Source organism: uncultured Maricaulis sp., assembly GCF_947259345.1.
Lineage (GTDB): Bacteria > Pseudomonadota > Alphaproteobacteria > Caulobacterales > Maricaulaceae > Maricaulis.
In genome coordinates this window covers 74960-90799 of sequence record NZ_CAMYLS010000019.1, presented here as the reverse complement: position 1 = coordinate 90799, position 15840 = coordinate 74960, and the positions used below count along the sequence as shown (strand labels likewise).

At 62.8% G+C, this 15840-nt stretch carries 16 protein-coding genes; 12 read left to right on the top strand and 4 right to left on the bottom strand.

Features of this window, described 5'->3' with window-relative positions; translation table 11 throughout:
- The first annotated feature begins 426 nt into the window (after window positions 1–426).
- From Q0X62_RS08795 to Q0X62_RS08775, 5 genes are all read left to right on the top strand, one after another.
- The gene (locus tag Q0X62_RS08795; protein WP_297734248.1) at window positions 427–753 is read left to right on the top strand and encodes a hypothetical protein; all 327 of its coding nucleotides are present in this window, start codon (window positions 427–429) and stop codon (window positions 751–753) included.
- Between the two features lie 130 nt (window positions 754–883).
- Window positions 884–2032: a PLP-dependent transferase gene (locus Q0X62_RS08790; protein ID WP_297734245.1), complete on the top strand. Its 1149-nt coding sequence runs from the start codon at window positions 884–886 to the stop codon at window positions 2030–2032.
- A gap of 164 nt (window positions 2033–2196) precedes the next feature.
- The gene (locus Q0X62_RS08785) at window positions 2197–2685 is read left to right on the top strand and encodes a GNAT family N-acetyltransferase (protein ID WP_297734242.1); all 489 of its coding nucleotides are present in this window, start codon (window positions 2197–2199) and stop codon (window positions 2683–2685) included.
- Window positions 2686–2817: 132 nt separating this feature from the next.
- On the top strand, window positions 2818–3168 hold the full coding sequence (locus Q0X62_RS08780) for a hypothetical protein (RefSeq protein WP_297734239.1): 351 nt from the start codon (window positions 2818–2820) through the stop codon (window positions 3166–3168).
- A gap of 16 nt (window positions 3169–3184) precedes the next feature.
- On the top strand, window positions 3185–3475 hold the full coding sequence (locus Q0X62_RS08775) for a hypothetical protein (RefSeq protein ID WP_297734236.1): 291 nt from the start codon (window positions 3185–3187) through the stop codon (window positions 3473–3475).
- On the opposite strand, the gene Q0X62_RS08770 is transcribed toward Q0X62_RS08775, so the two are convergent.
- From Q0X62_RS08770 to Q0X62_RS08760, 3 genes are read right to left on the bottom strand one after another with little or no spacing between them, the layout of a single operon-like run.
- The gene (locus Q0X62_RS08770) at window positions 3459–4088 is read right to left on the bottom strand and encodes a trimeric intracellular cation channel family protein (RefSeq protein WP_297734232.1); all 630 of its coding nucleotides are present in this window, start codon (window positions 4086–4088) and stop codon (window positions 3459–3461) included. The two genes, Q0X62_RS08775 and Q0X62_RS08770, sit on opposite strands and share 17 nt — an antisense overlap.
- A complete protein-coding gene (locus Q0X62_RS08765) occupies window positions 4085–4612 on the bottom strand; it encodes a hypothetical protein (protein ID WP_297734229.1) in 528 nt (175 codons plus the stop codon). The genes Q0X62_RS08770 and Q0X62_RS08765 overlap by 4 nt, the downstream gene beginning before the upstream one ends.
- Window positions 4609–5487 carry an NAD(P)-dependent oxidoreductase gene (locus Q0X62_RS08760; protein ID WP_297734226.1) on the bottom strand — a complete coding sequence of 293 codons (879 nt, stop codon included), beginning with the start codon at window positions 5485–5487 and terminating at the stop codon, window positions 4609–4611. The genes Q0X62_RS08765 and Q0X62_RS08760 overlap by 4 nt, the downstream gene beginning before the upstream one ends.
- 61 nt (window positions 5488–5548) lie before the next feature.
- Between Q0X62_RS08760 and Q0X62_RS08755 the strand changes: the two genes are divergently transcribed.
- Window positions 5549–7873 (top strand): penicillin acylase family protein, encoded by a 2325-nt coding sequence (locus Q0X62_RS08755; protein ID WP_297734223.1) that lies wholly within the window; start codon window positions 5549–5551, stop codon window positions 7871–7873.
- Here the strand turns inward: Q0X62_RS08755 and Q0X62_RS08750 are convergent.
- The gene (locus tag Q0X62_RS08750; RefSeq protein WP_297734220.1) at window positions 7855–8319 is read right to left on the bottom strand and encodes a flavin reductase family protein; all 465 of its coding nucleotides are present in this window, start codon (window positions 8317–8319) and stop codon (window positions 7855–7857) included. The two genes, Q0X62_RS08755 and Q0X62_RS08750, sit on opposite strands and share 19 nt — an antisense overlap.
- 101 nt (window positions 8320–8420) lie before the next feature.
- Here Q0X62_RS08750 and Q0X62_RS08745 point away from each other — a divergent pair, with 101 nt between their 5' ends.
- The 6 genes from Q0X62_RS08745 (at window position 8421) to Q0X62_RS08720 (ending at window position 15837) form a co-directional block, all read left to right on the top strand.
- Window positions 8421–9344 (top strand): flagellar motor protein MotB, encoded by a 924-nt coding sequence (locus Q0X62_RS08745; RefSeq protein WP_297734217.1) that lies wholly within the window; start codon window positions 8421–8423, stop codon window positions 9342–9344.
- A 308-nt stretch (window positions 9345–9652) separates the two neighbouring features.
- The gene (locus tag Q0X62_RS08740) at window positions 9653–11494 is read left to right on the top strand and encodes an SLC13 family permease (RefSeq protein ID WP_297734215.1); all 1842 of its coding nucleotides are present in this window, start codon (window positions 9653–9655) and stop codon (window positions 11492–11494) included.
- A 43-nt stretch (window positions 11495–11537) separates the two neighbouring features.
- On the top strand, window positions 11538–12302 hold the full coding sequence (locus Q0X62_RS08735; RefSeq protein ID WP_297734212.1) for an arginyltransferase: 765 nt from the start codon (window positions 11538–11540) through the stop codon (window positions 12300–12302).
- Window positions 12303–12337: 35 nt separating this feature from the next.
- A complete protein-coding gene (locus Q0X62_RS08730; protein WP_297734209.1) occupies window positions 12338–13459 on the top strand; it encodes a TRAP transporter substrate-binding protein in 1122 nt (373 codons plus the stop codon).
- A gap of 2 nt (window positions 13460–13461) precedes the next feature.
- Window positions 13462–14241 (top strand): TRAP transporter small permease subunit, encoded by a 780-nt coding sequence (locus tag Q0X62_RS08725; protein ID WP_297734207.1) that lies wholly within the window; start codon window positions 13462–13464, stop codon window positions 14239–14241.
- A gap of 3 nt (window positions 14242–14244) precedes the next feature.
- Window positions 14245–15837, top strand: a complete 1593-nt coding sequence (locus Q0X62_RS08720) for a TRAP transporter large permease subunit (RefSeq protein WP_297734204.1) — start codon at window positions 14245–14247, stop codon at window positions 15835–15837.
- Window positions 15838–15840: the final 3 nt, after the last annotated feature.

Genomic DNA, 15840 nt, shown 5'->3' with positions numbered 1-15840 from the left:
CGCTGACCTACAAGTGATTTATGGTCGCCTCCGCGCGAGGCGCCGCCTATTTCTACACATCGAGCTTTCCCGGCGATTGTCATCCCTAATGAACGCCCCGCGAACGCGGGGCGAAAGTCAGGGACCCAGCTGGTCGTCACCACATCGGCCCCCGCCTTGCGTCCGGCCTTCGCGGGACATTCGGCGGGGATGATACGTGTACCGGGAAGAAAGGATTTCGCATGCCGTGCTCACCCCGAGACAAACAACTTGCCGAGAGATAACCGTCTCTGGCCTTGCCAGCACTCAATATAATGTAGAACGAATTCCAGTAATCCACAAAATATAGCGTGGTGACGCTTGCGTCACCTGAAGCACAAGCCTACCCTCCGACTTGTGTTGTGGTTCACGGGCGTTGTTTCAAACAAACACTCTGGGGAGACACACATGTCGCTGGACAAGATCATCTATGCCGTCGCCGCGCTCGCCGCGGTGATTTTCGCTTTCGTCACCTTCGAATTCACGGGCCTCATCCTGGTCGTTCTCGGCCTGGCCTGCGGCTTCTTCGTGAAGGGTGACCACCGCCGCGGTCTGCTCATCGCCGCGATCTTCCTTATGGCTGGCGGGGCTGGCGCCCTCGGTGGCATTCCGGCTGCCGGCGACTATCTGACAGCCATCTTTACCAATTACGGGGCCGTGCTCAGCGCCGCATCCATCATGGTCATCGTGATGGCCACGGCCGAGCGCCTCGTGCCGGGCATGTCGGGCGACTGAGACCCGTCAGCCGACCTGATATCCACAGAGCTCCGGGCCCTTCGCCCGGGGCTCTTTTCGTTTGGCGCTGATTGACCTGGCGCCCAGGCCTGCCTAGTCAGCCTGCATAACTCCGGATCAGGCAAGCCCCATGTCCAACACCCCCACTCGCACCACATTCACCGTCCAGGCAATGCATGCCATCGACCAGATCACCGGTGCGGTCATTCCGCCCATCCAACCGGCGACGACCTATGCCCGTGGTTCAGACAATCAGCTGATCGGTGAACAGGATTACCGCCGCCCGTCCGGTCCGACCGAAAAGCAGGCCGCAAAGGTACTGGCCATGCTGGAGGACGCGCCGGAAGCGAAGCTCTTCTCCTCCGGCATGGCAGCAATCGCTGCCGTGATCGAAAGCGTGCCGACGGGCGGGCATGTGATCGCCCAGACCGAGATGTATTACGGCGCTAAATTGCTGATGCAGCGCGCCGCTGCAAAAAAGCGCATCACGCTCAATCTTGTCCCGCCCGGCGATCTGCACGCCCTCACCGCGGCCGCTCGGCCCGACACGAATCTGATTTGGATCGAGAGCCCGGCCAATCCGTCCTGGGCCATCGTCGACATCGCCAAGACAGCGGATATCGCTCATGCGGTCGGCGCGACACTGGGCGTCGATTCCACCTGCGCCCCGCCCTGCACCACCCAGGCCCTGACACTGGGGGCCGACATCGTCATGCATTCGGCGACCAAATACCTCAACGGCCATTCCGACGTTCTGGCCGGCGTTCTGGCAACGCGGGAGGTCAATGCGCGTTGGGAGGAGATCGGCGAGATCCACTCCAAGACCGGTGCTGTCCCGGGCGCCTTCGAGACGTGGCTCCTGATGCGCGGCCTGCGCACGCTCTGGGTCCGCTTCGAGCGCCAAAGCGCCAGCGCGCTCACCCTCGCCGAAGCGCTTCAGGGCGAAAAAGGTCTGGAGGCTGTGCTTTATCCCGGCCTGCCCGGTCATCCGGGCCATGGCGTCGCAACGCTCCAGATGAGCAATGGCTTTGGCGGCATGCTGTCCGTCCACATAGCCGGTGGCTATGACGCCGCAGCCCGATTTGCCGCCGCCACTCGCCTTTTCACCCAAGCAACCTCGCTCGGCGGGGTGGAGAGCCTGATTGAGCATCGCAAGCCAATCGAGGGGCCTGACAGTCCGGTCGCCGATAATCTGGTGCGCCTGTCCGTGGGTCTGGAAGACCCGGCCGACCTGCTCGCCGATCTCCGACAGGCGCTTCAGGCTTGCCGGGCGGCGTAAACCGCTATAGCGCTGAAGGCTTCATTGTCTGGAGCGTTTATGCGCCACCTTCTTGAGTCCTGATACGGCCAGCCCGCCCTTCTACGCGGGTCGGCTGGTTTGATTGAAGACCGTCTGCGATACGCGTCGCAAGCGAACAATACTTCTTTATCAGGAACAAGACATTGCAAGACCTTTCTAAAGTAATACTTCGGCCCGCAATTCTGGCCGATGCCGAGCCGCTTGAAGCGCTGTCTGCGCGCACCATCCGGGTCAAATATCCCGACATTATCGGCGCCGAGACTGTCGAGGGGTATATCGCCTCCGGCGCCATCGCCGCCTATTATCGCGAGAATGTCGCCACGCTGACCGTCGCCGAGTGCGATGGCGTGCGGGTCGGAGCCTGTGCCATCAAACCGGGACGGATCGATCTGATGATGGTCGATCTGGAGCACCACCGGTCCGGCATCGGCGAAACCCTCCTCGCCCATGGCGAGATGGCGCTTTTTGCGGCCACCGATCACATCGTCCTCGACTGCTTCCGGGACAATGATCAGGCGCGACGCTTCTATGCCAAGCATGGCTGGAAGGATGGTCGCCTCTTCACGGACGCGGACAGCGGCATCGCGATGATCGAACTGACCAAGGCCAAACCGCCTCACCTGGCAATCTAGGCTGCGGTTACACCCGACCTCACGCGGCGCGCGAATGCGCCGCGTGAGGCTCGTCTGACCCGGGAACGCGTTGGAAGTCATCCACGATTGCGCTAAGGTTGCAGGCCACAACCGGCTTCGGGGGAGGCTTACATGCTCGCAATCGAGAAATCATGCCCATCCTGTGAACACCGCCTGCCAAGCGGCGAGCTGTTGAATGTCAAACGCGAGACGCTGACCAGTTGCGAGTATTGCGGCGCCTATCACCGCTGGCGCCCGACCGCGCTGATCGGATTCACCGCCGCCCTCGCCGCCGTGAAAATCCTCGTCGCCATCGCGCTGGGCATGATGGGTCTGTGGGCCTTTTTCGCCCTCTTCGTGGTGGTGTCCATCCCGGTTTTGACCTTCCTGACCCTGCAGGGCCTGGAACCGGTACCCGCGGATTTCGGTGGCGTTGCCCAGGACAGGCTCAGCCCGCGCGACAAGCAGTCGACGCTGCACTGAGACAAGAGGAGCCCCCATGTTCAATTGCCCAAATTGCCAGACTGAGCTGCCGGACAGGCAGGCCCTGCTTCGCAATGCCAACCGCGACGTCCCCTGCCCGCATTGCGCGGCCCGCATCGGCTGGCGCTATAACAGCCGGATGGCAGCCATGCTGGTACTGGTTGTAGCGGGTACGGCCTTGCTGGCCATGAGCGCCAGCACGCTGCCCGCCGTCGGTCTGCTCAGTGCAGCCTTGCTTCTGGTTGGAGCGTCCGTCTGGCTTGGATGGACCGGCCTGAGACTGGTTGTGGTCACTCCCCCAGCTTGATCGCCGGCAAGGACCATTTGAACTGGATCGCGCAGCCGCGCAGGACCAGAGCCAGAAGCGCCGAGCCCAGCGTGACAAGGCTGGGATTGAAACCCAGCGTCATCCCGCCGACATAGGCGGCGGCGCCCGCGAGCGCGGCCAGGGCATAAATGTCCTCGCGCAGAACCAGCGGCACATCATTGACGATGATATCGCGCATCAGGCCACCAAAGGCGGCGCTCATCATCCCGGTCAAAAGCGCGATCGTCCAATGCGCTCCCGCGGCCAGACCGGCCTGGGCGCCAAGGACACAGAAGACAGACAGCCCGATCGCATCGGCCCAGATCAACGCCGCACGGCGGGTGGCGATCGCCTGCGCCCAGGGCGAAGTGAAATAGCCCAGCAACGCGCCAAAGACCGCGACCAGCAAGTATTTGGGCTCGACGATCCAGTAAACTGGCAGAGAGCCGAGCAGAATGTCGCGCAGTGTCCCGCCGCCCATGCCGGTAACCGCGCCAATGATCGCCGCACCAAAGGGATCCAGTGCCTTGCGCGCCGCGAGCATGCCCCCGGAATAGGCGAAAAACCCGATCCCGGCATAATCCAGCAGGATGAAGAGGGCTTCGATGCTCACGCTTGATCCGTGTCGGATTGCGCGCGCTTGAGCGCCCGGCGAGCCTGCTCCAGTGCCAGCAGGTCGGCGAGGTCCCTGGCGCGCCAGGCAGCCCCCATCATCAAACCGCTGATCAACATCCAGATTGCCAACATGATCACCACGGTATCGAAACGTTCGAAACCGAGCCGGGTCCAAAAGTCCGGATCAATTTCGGATATCCCGAAAACAGCCGCAACCGGGATGGTAACCATCATGAGCGCGACCGTGCGAAATATGCGTTCGGTGCGTTCGGCATTGAGACGCGCCCACTCGGCCAGAAAGATGACCTGCGCTTCATCAAGGCCGCCCAGCAGGCCGAGCCCCAGCTTCCAGTGCCGCGAGCGCACAAGCATGGACATCTGGTCATTCGAGACCTGATAGAGCATCCGCTTGGTGAAGCTCGCAAATACGAGCAGCCGCCAAACAGCGAACAGCTGGGTCAACCGCTTCCAAACGCCCATCACGACCGGGTCATTGGCGATATAGCCCTTCGGTTCGCTCATGTGTCTGACTTCGTATCCGGACGCTCAAGGCGCGCAATCAGGCTGGACGTGTCCCAGCGATTACCGCCCATGGCCTGGACGTCGGCGTAGAATTGATCGACCTGGGCGGTGACCGGCAGGGTGGCACCATTGCGACGGGCCTCGTCCAGCGTGATCCGGAGGTCCTTGCGCATCCAGTCAATCGCGAAACCATAATCGAACTTGCCGGCGACCATGGTTTCCCAGCGATTCTCCATCTGCCAGGACTGGGCGGCGCCCTTCGAGATGGCGCCGATCACCAGTTCCGGGTCGAGCCCGGCGCGCTGGGCAAAATGCAGGCCTTCCGACAGGCCCTGGACGATGCCGGCAATGCAGATCTGGTTGACCATCTTGGCCAGCTGGCCGGACCCGGCCGGTCCGATCAGGGAGATCGCCTTGGCATAACTGTCCATGACCGGCTCGGCGGCGGCAAATGTATCCGCCTCGCCGCCGCACATGATGGTGAGCTGGCCATTCTCGGCGCCCGCCTGGCCACCAGAGACCGGCGCGTCGAGAAAGCCGATACCGGCATCACGCGCCTCGATATCCAGCTCGCGCGCGAGTTCGGCAGACGCGGTTGTGTGATCGACCAATACGGAGCCCGGCTTCATGGCGGGGATCGCCTGCTCGGCGACACGGCGCACATCAGGATCATCGCCCAGGCACATCAACACGAAATCCGCATCGCCGACAGCCGTTTCGACCGTCTCGGCAGCCTTGCCGGCATGCCGTCCGGCCCAGTCGGCCGTTTTGCTCGCCGTGCGATTCCACACAGTGATCTCATGGCCAGCAGCGGCCAGATGGCCCGCCATCGGGAAACCCATCACACCGAGACCCAGAAATGTGCAGATTGCCATTGCGCTCTCCCCAATCGCTTCACCCCTTGCTAGTCTTGTCGCGAATGGGGAGCAAGTCATCATGATCAAACGTGTTCTGAGCTATCTCGGCTGGGCCGTGGGAGGACTGGTTGCGCTGGTCCTGGTCGCCGCCCTGATCATCGGCAACCGGCTCTATGCCTCCCTGCCCCAGACCCGCGGGACAATCGAGTTGGCCGGACTCGAGGCCGAGGCCAGCATCGTGCGCGATACCCATGGCGTCCCCCACATCTTCGCCCAGAGCGACCATGACGGTTTTTACGCCATGGGCGTCGCCCACGCCCAGGACCGGCTCTGGCAGATGGAGATCACCCGACGCGCCCTGCGCGGTCGCCTCGCCGAAATCCTCGGTGAACCCGGCCTCGACACGGATATCTTCTTTCGCACCATGGGTCTGGGAGACGCCGCCGATACCGCGGTGGAAAACCTGCCCGCCGACGTCCAGGGCGCGCTTGAAGCCTATGCCGCCGGCGTCAATGCGGTGATGGCCGCGCCCGGCTTCGTACCGCCGCCGGAATTCCAGATCCTGATGTTTGACCCCGAACCCTGGCAGCCGGCTGACACGGTCGTGGTCTACAAGGCCATTGCCCTCGACCTGTTCGGCAATGCCTTCCAGGAGCCACGCATGGCCGAGCTTGTCGCCCGGCTGGGTGAGCAGCGCGCCGCCGAATTCATCGGTCGCTATCCCGATGACGCCCCGCGTTCGCTGACCATGGCCGATATCGGCATCGAAGCGACACCCCTGCCTCCGGTTGACGAGCCAGCTCCCGTTATGGGTCCGGAAGACACCGGCCGCGATGGATCGAACAACTGGGTCCTGTCGGGTTCGCGCACAACAAGCGGCCTGCCGATTCTCGCCAATGATCCGCACCTCGGACTCGCGGCACCGGCGATCTGGTATCTGGCGCGCCTGACCACGCCGGACGGCTCCGTGGTCGGTGCGACCTTGCCCGGCACGCCCTTCGTGACGCTGGGGCGGACGGACGAGATCGCCTGGGGCTTTACCAATACCGGGCCCGATGTCGGCGATCTGCATGCCGTGACCGAGGCCGATGTGACCGGTCAGCGCGAGGAGCATATCCGCGTACGTTTCAGCGAAGACGTCATCATCCAGCGCCGGGAAACGGCCACCGGCCCGGTCCTCGACCCGAAGCATTTCGACTACCCGGTGCCAGAGGGCAGCGACTTCTTCGCCCTGCAATGGATGCTGGACGAGCCTGATGACGCCACCACGGGTGTCGGTCTGCACATCATCGAAGCCGATGGCTGGGATGATTTCGTCAATGCCATTCGCGGTTTCGTGGCACCCCAACAAAGCATGGTCTTCGCCGATCGCGACGGTGATATCGGCTTTTACGCCCCGGCCCGCATTCCCGTCCGCGACGCGGACGGCAATTGGGTCTCAACCATTCCCTTCGAGGACTTGCCCCATACTCTCAATCCGGATCGCGGCTTTGTCGCGACCGCCAACAACAAGATCGTGCCGGACAACTATCCCCATTACCTGACCTCGGAATGGTATGGCGTCTCGCGCATTCGCCGTATCTATGACGGCATCAATGCCCAACCCGTCCATGATCTGGACAGCCTGCAAGCTTTGCAGGTCGATACGGTCAATGACACGGCCTTGCGCCTGCTGCCGGTTCTGCTGGAAGCCGAGCCGCGTACAGAAGCCGGCCAGGCCGCCCTCGCCCTGCTGGCCGATTGGGATGCAGACATGGCCGTCGACCGGGCCGAGCCACTCATCTACTCAGCCTGGATGCGTCAGCTCAGCCGCGACATCTATGGCGACGAGCTCGATGACCTGTTCTCCAGCTGGCATGGTGACCGGCGGATTTTCATGATGGATGTGCTGACCGGCGATCTGGGCCATTGGTGTGACAATGTCGCGGTGGCCCGCACCGTGACCTGTCGCGATCTGACCGGCCCGGCGCTTGACCAGGCCATGGCGTCCGCGATCGAGGCCTACGGCCAAGACTTCACAAGCTGGCGCTGGGGCGATGTCCACTATGCTCGTCATGCCCACCGGCCCTTCTCCGATTTCCCGGTCCTGTCAGACTGGTTCACCATCGAGACGCCGGTTCCCGGCGATGGCTCAACGGTCAATGTCGCGCATTATTCCTATCGTACACCGGGCTATGATGTATTTCACGGCGCCTCCTACCGGGCGCTCTACGACATGGCCGATCCGGACACGTCGCGCTTCATGATCACCACCGGCCAGTCCGGCAATGTCATGTCGCGGCATTATGACGATCTGGCGCCGCTTTGGGGACGTGGCGAATATATCGAGATCCCGACCGGCTGGACGCTGGAGACCCGCCCGGAAGGCGTGTCGGTCCTGACGCTTCAGCCCGGCTCGCAGTAGGTCGAGCGATAAAAGACCAGGGCAGGCGCATCACGCGGCGTGTCGAAATCGATCACGCGGCCGACGAGAATGTCATGGTCACCGCCCGGGTGGATCGCCTCTGCCTGACAGGTAAAGCGCGCCACGGCGCCCTCGATCAGCGGTACCGTATCGCCCTCCCAGCCCGTGCGGCATTTAGCCAGATCCGCTTCCAGTGCACAGGCATGGGCCAGGCCGGCCTGGTCGGCGGCCAGCACATTCACGCCCCAATGCCTGGCATGCTCGAAAATGCCGTAGCGCTCTGTGGAGCGTTCGATCGACCACAGCACAAGCGGCGGATCGAGTGAGACCGAGGCGAAGGAGTTCACCGTCATGCCCAGCGCCTTGCCATCGGCAAAGGCCGTCACCACGGCGACGCCGGTAGGGTAGCGCCCGAGGGCATCGCGGAATGAGCGGCTGTCGGCCAAGGGATGTCCTTTTGTCTGCACGAACCGGTTCGGCTTTCGAAACCGGACCTTAACGCTAACGGTCTACAAGACGGGAAGGTAAATAAACAAGGCGGGTGGACATGGCAGCCTCGGATCAGCCGATTGTCATAAAGAAAGTCATCAAACGCGGCGGAGGCGGACACCATGGTGGCGCCTGGAAAGTCGCCTATGCCGACTTCGTCACTGCCATGATGGCCTTCTTCCTGTTGATGTGGCTGATCAACACCACAGATCCCGATCAGAAGCGGGGCATTGCCGACTATTTTGCCCCGGCCAGCGTGTCCCCGTCCAACTCCGGATCAGGCGCACCCCTGGCGGGCACAGCCCCTGGCGATGATGGCGTGCAAGGCGCGGGCGAAACGTCACCGCGGGAGCTGCTCGCACCCAGCGCGCCACAACTCAATGACCGCGACCGGCAACAAGTCCCGGAAGGTTCGCCGCAAGCCGTCGATTCAGTCAATGAAATTTCCTCCTCGGCAATGGTCGAGGCACGACAGCGCCGGGATGCAGCCGAGCTGCATTCCGCAGCCGAGTCCTTGCGTCAAGCGATGCAGGACCTGCCCGAACTGGCCGAGCTCTCAAACCATGTGCTGATTGACGAGACGCCCGAAGGCCTGCGCATCCAGCTGGTCGACCAGGAGGGGCGTCCCATGTTCGAGCCGGGGGCGGTCGTACCGAATGAGCGTGCGATAACACTTCTGCGCGCGGTCGCCCGGATCGCCGAGCGTCTGCCGAACCGGCTTTCCATTGCCGGTCATACGGATAGCGCGCCATCCGCGCCTGGCGCGGACTATACGAATTGGGAGCTCTCCGCCGACCGTGCCAATGCAGCTCGCGCGGTCCTGCAACGCACCGGTATCACGGATGACCGCATTTACGAGGTGCGCGGCAAGGCCGGGTCTGAACCGCTCTATCCGGATGATCCCTACATGCCCGGAAATCGCCGAATCTCGGTCGTCCTGCTGCGTGAAGCGCCCGTCATGCCGAGCGGTCACGAGCTATAGCACCGATCATGAACAGTTCCGGATACTTCCGCCACGGTGCGCCAGGACACGACGGCGCAGCCCCCGCTCCTAGGGCAGAGACCCCTTCACGCTACCTTCTGGAATCGCTCCGCTGTCGCCTAAGCGGAACAAAGAGAAATGCTGTTCTGGCGGTCACGACGGACTCTGTCGCACCACGCGGTCACTCGCTCGGCACACCGTCCCTCCGACGCCTGCACAAGCACTCACGAAAGACTTCGCAAGCGCGTGGGACGCGTGCTAGCGTTCCGCCTTGGACATAGCGGGTCCATGGCTTCCAGAAATTCGCGATGATTGAATCAACGTCACTCGATGTGTGGCAAATGTGGGCAATTCTCGGCGGGCTATCGCTGGCGATTGTCTTTTATGTCTGGGACCGGGTGCCGATCGAGATTGTTTCAGCCTCGATTGTGGCTGTTCTCATGGCCTTCTTCCACATCTTCCCGCTCGCGACGGGCAATCCGAGTGCGGCCGACCTACTGGCCGGTTTCGCCAATCCTGCACTGTTCACGATTTTATGCCTGCTCATCGTTGGTCAGGGCATTTTCCAGACCGGCGCGATGGAAGGCCCGACCCAGCGCCTGCTTGATTCCTTCGACCAACACCCCAAGGCGACCCTGGTGGGGATGTTCGCCTTCGTGTTCGTAATCTCCGCCTTCATCAACAACACGCCTGTTGTGGTGATGTTCGTGCCGATCCTGGTTGCGATCGCCAAGCGGATGGAAAAAAGCCCGTCAAAACTGCTCATTCCACTGAGTTATGTCTGCATCCTGGCGGGCATGACGACCTTGATCGGCTCTTCAACCAACCTGCTGGTTGCCGACACACTGATGAATGCGACCGGCGAACGGCTGGCCTTCTTCAGTCCGTTCATACCCGGCATTTTCCTCGCCGCTGTCGGGGTGGTCTACATTATCTTCATCCTGCCCTATCTGCTGCCCGACCGCGCCTCGATGGAGAGCGAAATCGCCGGCGCCGGAGGCAAGCAATTCATCGCCCAGCTGGAAGTCACCAGCGACCATCCGCTGGTTGGCAAGAAGCCTGTCGCTGGCATGTTCGCCGACCTCCCGGACATGACCGTACGAATGATCCAGCGCGGCGAGCACGCCCTGTTGCCGCCCTTCGACCAGGTAGAGCTTAAACCCGGCGATCTCGTCATCGTTGCTGCGACACGGCAAACCCTGACCAATCTCCTGGCCAAGCGCGCGGATTTCCTGCGCGGGATGCTGGAGGCCTCAGGGCCAGGCGAAAACCCCAATCCCGGCGAAAATCTCGTTATGGCAGAAGCCGTTGTGGCCCCGGGCTCACGCGTGATTGGCCGCACCATCCGGCAGATCGGATTTCGCCACGCGACCGGCTGCATCGTCCTTGGCATTCAGCGGCGATCCCGGATGATCCGCTCCCGCATGGGTGAGATTCGCCTGGAAGCCGGCGATACCCTGCTGCTCTTCGGATCCTCGACCTCATTGCGCGGATTGCGGGCCGATCGCGACCTCCTGATCATGGAATGGGCAACAACATCGATCGCCGACCCGAGGCGGGCCAATCTCGCCCGGGTGATCTTCGGCGGTGTTGTGCTGACGGCCGCGACCGGAATATTGCCGATCGTTTTGGCGTCCTTCCTGGGGGCCGTGGCGATGATCCTGGCCGGCTGCCTGAATACGCGTCAGGCCGCGCGGGCCTTCGACATGAAAGTCTATCTCCTGATCGGGTCGGCAATCGCCCTGGGAACCGCGATGCAAGTGACCGGCGCCGCCGACCTCATGGCGACCGCTGTGGTCGTGGCCTTCTCGCCTTTCGGTCCTGTCGTGCTGATGTCGGCGCTCTTCCTGCTGGTTGCGGTGCTCACCAACGTCCTCTCCAACAGCGCAACCGCCATCTTGTTCACGCCGATCGCGGTGGGGGCTGCCAACCAGATAGGCGCGGACCCAACACTCTTCGCCCTGACAGTACTTTTCGCTGCAAACACCTGTTTTGCAACGCCGATTGGCTACCAGACAAATTTGCTCGTGATGGGCCCCGGTCATTATCGTTTCGCAGATTACCTGCGTGCCGGTGCGCCCATGGTGGTTCTCTTCTGGATTGCCTTCACGGTCTATGTCAGCCTGCTCGACATGTTCGGCATGGTCTGATCGGACCGGAACAGCCACTCACCGCCAGCAAGAGGCGATCGGCGTGACCCACCCGTTTGCAACCCGGCAGATTCCCTTCTTTCTCACGGCCTCCGCGCCCTGCCCCTACCTGCCCGGGCGTTTCGAGCGGAAAGTGTTTACGCGCGTCGAGATAGGCGAAGGCCCCGCGCTCAATGACGCGCTCACCCATGCCGGTTTCCGGCGGTCCCAGGGCGTCCTCTATCGTCCGGCCTGTGAAGCCTGCGACGCCTGTAAATCCGTTCGTGTGGATGCCGAAGCTTTCGCGTGGAAGCGACGTTGGCGCAAAATACTCAATCGCAATGACGAATTGCGTGTCTCGGTCGAGACCCAGACCGCGACGATGGAACAATTCGACCTCCTCTCGCGCTATCTCGACAGTCGACATGGCGATGGCGACATGGCCGGCATGTCGTTCGGCGAATACGTCATGATGGTCGAGGAAGGTGCCCAGCGCACCCATGTCACCGAATACCGCGACCGCGACGGCGTGCTGCGCGCGGCGGCCCTGACCGATGTGCTCAAGGACGGCTTGTCGCTGATCTACAGCTATTTCGATCCCGATTGGGACCGCCGCAGCCTGGGCGTCTACATCATCCTCGATGCGGTCCGTCAGGCCGAATTGGCCGGTCTGCCATTCGTCTATCTGGGCTATTGGGTGCGCGACAGCCGCAAGATGAGCTACAAGGCGCAATTCCAGCCGCTGCAAGTTTTGACGCCCTCGGGCTGGCAGCCGCATGCCGAACTCGCTAACCATGAGGACGAGGACGAGCACGACGGTTTCGACTGAGCGATAACGCGCGGCGAAACCCGGGGGAGACAGACATGGATCGACGCACATTCATCAGCGGCGGCGCCGTCGCTGCGGCCACAGTTGCCACCGCTTGCGGGGAAACCGGGCAGGACACTTCCGCCGGTCCGGCAGCCCCCAATATCAATCGCGGAGTCACCCGCCTGCGCATGGTCACGACCTGGCCGGCCAATTTCCCGGGCCTTGGGACGGCCGCCAACAATGTCGCCGATTACATCAACCGCATGTCCGGCGGGTCGCTGGAAGTCCGGGTCTATGCCGCCGGCGAAATCGTCTCGGCCTTTGAGGCCTTTGACGCAGTCTCCGAAGGCACGGCGGACATGTATCATGGCGCCGAATACTACTGGCAGGGCAAGTCGCCGGCCTTCAACTTCTTCACGGCCGTGCCCATGGGCATGACCGCCTACGAGATCATGGGCTGGGTCGAGGCCGGTGGCGGCCAGGCCCTGTGGGACGAGCTGTCCGCGCAATTCAATATCAAACCCTTCCAGGCCGGCAATTCCGGCCATCAGATGGGTGGCTGGTTCAAGCGCGAGATCAATACGCTGGAAGATTTCCGCGGCCTGCGCATGCGGATTCCCGGCCTGGGCGGCAATGTCCTGCGCGAGCTTGGCGGCGCGGCCGTGACCCTGTCTGGCGGCGAAATCTACCCGGCGCTGCAATCGGGCGCGATCGACGGCACGGAATGGGTCGGCCCGTGGAATGATCTCGCTTTCGGTTTCTATCGTGAAGCGCCCTATTATTACGGCCCGGGCTTCCACGAGCCGGGCTCCTGCCTGGGTGTCGGGATCAACAAGACGGTCTGGGACAATCTGGCCAGCGACCACCAGGCGATCATTGCTTCAGCCTGTCGCACGGCAAACAATATCTCCATCGCGGAATTCCAGTACCAGAACGGCCTCGCGCTCGATGTGCTGGTCAATGAGCACGGCGTCGAGCTGCGGCGCTTCTCCGACGAAATCTGGACCCAGATCGGTCAGATCTCCGAACAAGTCGTCGCCGAAACCGGAAATGCGGACGCGATGACCCGCCGCGTCTATGAAAGCTATCTGGCTGCCCGCGATACGATGCGCGGCTGGGGCCGGATCTCGGAGATGCCCTATATGGTCCAGCGCGAACGCGTTCTGGGCGGCTGATCATGCGCTCCGGGGACAGGCTATTTCTGGTCCTGATCGGACTGTCACTCGTCCTGCTGGGTGTGGACGTGGCAAGCAGCGGCGGCGTCGCGGCATTTTCCGGTGCACACCTGCCCGGCCTGGCCCAGACAATCGGCGGGTGGATCGGGCGGATTGGCCTCTGGCTCTCCCCGCTCCTTCTGCTTCCGCTTCTCAGCGGTATCGGCGGGCGCTTTGTCGGCCTGCCTGAACCTGTCTGGTCGGTCCAACGCCGCGCCGTGGGCGTGATCGACACAATCACGTTGAGCATTGGCGGTGGCGCCCGCTGGTTTGCGCTCGGCCTGGTCCTTGCGACCGCCCTGATCGTCATACAGCGCTATGTCTTCGGCTATGCCTCGACCAAGCTCGCCGAGAGCGTGATCTACATGCATGCCGGTCTTTTCCTTTTCGCCTCGGCCAGTACGCTGCTCCAGGGCGGTCATGTGCGGGTGGATGTCTTCTTTGCCAGGATGAGCGCGCGCGGACGGGCCTGGGTAGACCTGCTGGGCACCTATCTCGCCCTCATCCCGATGAGCGCCCTCATCCTGTGGTCCTCCACGGGCTATCTCAATTCGACCTGGCGGATACTCGAAAGCTCACGTGAAAGCGACGGCCTCGCCTTTGTCTTCCTGCTCAAGACCGCCATCCCGGTCTTTGCCATCCTGATGATCCTCCAGGGCGCCTCCATGGCGGCCCGGGCGGCGATGACGCTGGCCAACCAGCCCTCCCCCGCCCTGCCTGACACGATCGAGGGAGAGGTCTAGATCATGAGCCTCTTCATCGAGCTGCTGCCCTTCCTGATGTTCATTGCGGCCTTCGCGGCGCTTCTGCGCGGCTATCCGGTCGCCTTCACCCTGGCTGGCGTCGCCCTGGCCTTCGCCCTGATCGGCATGGCAATCGGCGAATTCGACCCGATCCATTTCCGCGCCTTCCCGCAGCGCATCTACGGCAATCTGATGGAGATGGACCGCTCCATCCTCGTCGCCGTCCCGCTCTTTGTCTTCATGGGCGTGATGCTGGAGAAGTCGAAGATTGCCGAGGAACTCCTGGAAGCCATGGGCGCGCTGTTCGGAACGATGCGCGGCGGGCTGGGGATCTCGGTCGTGATTGTCGGCGGACTGCTCGCCGCCTCGACCGGGATTGTCGGTGCGACCGTGGTGACGATGGGCCTCCTCTCCCTGCCGACCATGCTCAAGCGCGGTTACGACCCGGCGCTGGCGACCGGAACGATCGCGGCTTCAGGTACGCTTGGGCAGATCATTCCGCCCTCCATCGTGCTGGTCCTGCTGGGTGATCAGATTTCCAATGCCTATCAGGAAGCCCAGCGCGCCCAGGGCATTTTCTCACCGGACATTGTCTCGGTCGGTGACCTCTTCGCCGGCGCGCTCATCCCCGGCATCCTGCTGGTCGGGCTCTATATCGGCTACCAGATCGTCATGGCGATCTTCAGACCGGAGAGTGCGCCGGCCGCACCGGCCGACAGCCAGGTCTCGATCGGCAAACTCCTGCATGCCCTCATTCCCCCGCTGGCGCTGATTATCGGCGTGCTGGGTTCCATCCTGACCGGACTGGCGACACCAACGGAAGCGGCCGGTGTCGGGGCGGTTGGCGCGACTTTCATCGCGGGCGCCCGCAATGCCGGCACGGCATCCAATCCCCGACTGGGTCAGCTTGCCAGCTATCTCGGCCTCGCCGCCCTGCTTGGCCTGATCGCCCTCGTGGTCGTTGCCAATATCGGGGCAGACCGGAGGCTCTATGTCACGGATCTGGGGACGCTTGGCGGCCTGGTGACCGGCGCCCTGGTGGCCCTGACTGTGCTGGGCGCGGGCTGGAGCCTTTTCCGCCTGAAGCGGTCCGGCGTGCTGGATGAGGTCATGAGTTCCACCGGCATGATCTCGGCCATGGTTTTCGTGATCCTGATCGGCGCGTCCCTGTTCTCACTGATCTTCCGAGAGCTTGGCGGAGACGACACGGTTGCTGCGGCCCTGCAGGCGGTTCCGGGCGGTGTGTTCGGGGCGGTCGCCGTGGTCATGCTGGTGATGTTCATCCTCCGCTTCTTCCTTGATTTCATCGAAATCACTTTCGTCGTCGTGCCGATCGTTGCGCCGATCCTGCTGATGATGGGCGTAGACCCGGTCTGGCTCGGCGTCCTGATGGCGATGAACCTTCAGACCAGCTTCCTGACCCCGCCCTTCGGATTTGCGCTTTTCTATCTGCGGGGCGTGGCGCCGAAGTCGGTAAAGACGACGGACATCTATCGCGGCGCGATTCCCTTCGTCATCATTCAGCTACTGGCCATCATCGCGGTTGCCGCCCTGCCCTGGCTGGCGACCGGTCTTCCGGACTGGCTGTACGGATAGGAG

Bases quoted from the DNA above. Each gene is read 5' to 3' on its own strand.
- Q0X62_RS08775 (WP_297734236.1), top strand. From the start codon at position 3,185: ATGTTCAATTGCCCAAATTGCCAGACTGAGCTGCCGGACAGGCAGGCC.
- Q0X62_RS08790 (WP_297734245.1), top strand. From the start codon at position 884: ATGTCCAACACCCCCACTCGCACCACATTCACCGTCCAGGCAATGCAT.
- Q0X62_RS08745 (WP_297734217.1), top strand. From the start codon at position 8,421: ATGGCAGCCTCGGATCAGCCGATTGTCATAAAGAAAGTCATCAAACGC.
- Q0X62_RS08780 (WP_297734239.1), top strand. From the start codon at position 2,818: ATGCTCGCAATCGAGAAATCATGCCCATCCTGTGAACACCGCCTGCCA.
- Q0X62_RS08760 (WP_297734226.1), bottom strand. From the start codon at position 5,487: ATGGCAATCTGCACATTTCTGGGTCTCGGTGTGATGGGTTTCCCGATG.
- Q0X62_RS08730 (WP_297734209.1), top strand. From the start codon at position 12,338: ATGGATCGACGCACATTCATCAGCGGCGGCGCCGTCGCTGCGGCCACA.
- Q0X62_RS08755 (WP_297734223.1), top strand. From the start codon at position 5,549: ATGATCAAACGTGTTCTGAGCTATCTCGGCTGGGCCGTGGGAGGACTG.
- Q0X62_RS08725 (WP_297734207.1), top strand. From the start codon at position 13,462: ATGCGCTCCGGGGACAGGCTATTTCTGGTCCTGATCGGACTGTCACTC.
- Q0X62_RS08740 (WP_297734215.1), top strand. From the start codon at position 9,653: ATGATTGAATCAACGTCACTCGATGTGTGGCAAATGTGGGCAATTCTC.
- Q0X62_RS08720 (WP_297734204.1), top strand. From the start codon at position 14,245: ATGAGCCTCTTCATCGAGCTGCTGCCCTTCCTGATGTTCATTGCGGCC.
- Q0X62_RS08765 (WP_297734229.1), bottom strand. From the start codon at position 4,612: ATGAGCGAACCGAAGGGCTATATCGCCAATGACCCGGTCGTGATGGGC.
- Q0X62_RS08795 (WP_297734248.1), top strand. From the start codon at position 427: ATGTCGCTGGACAAGATCATCTATGCCGTCGCCGCGCTCGCCGCGGTG.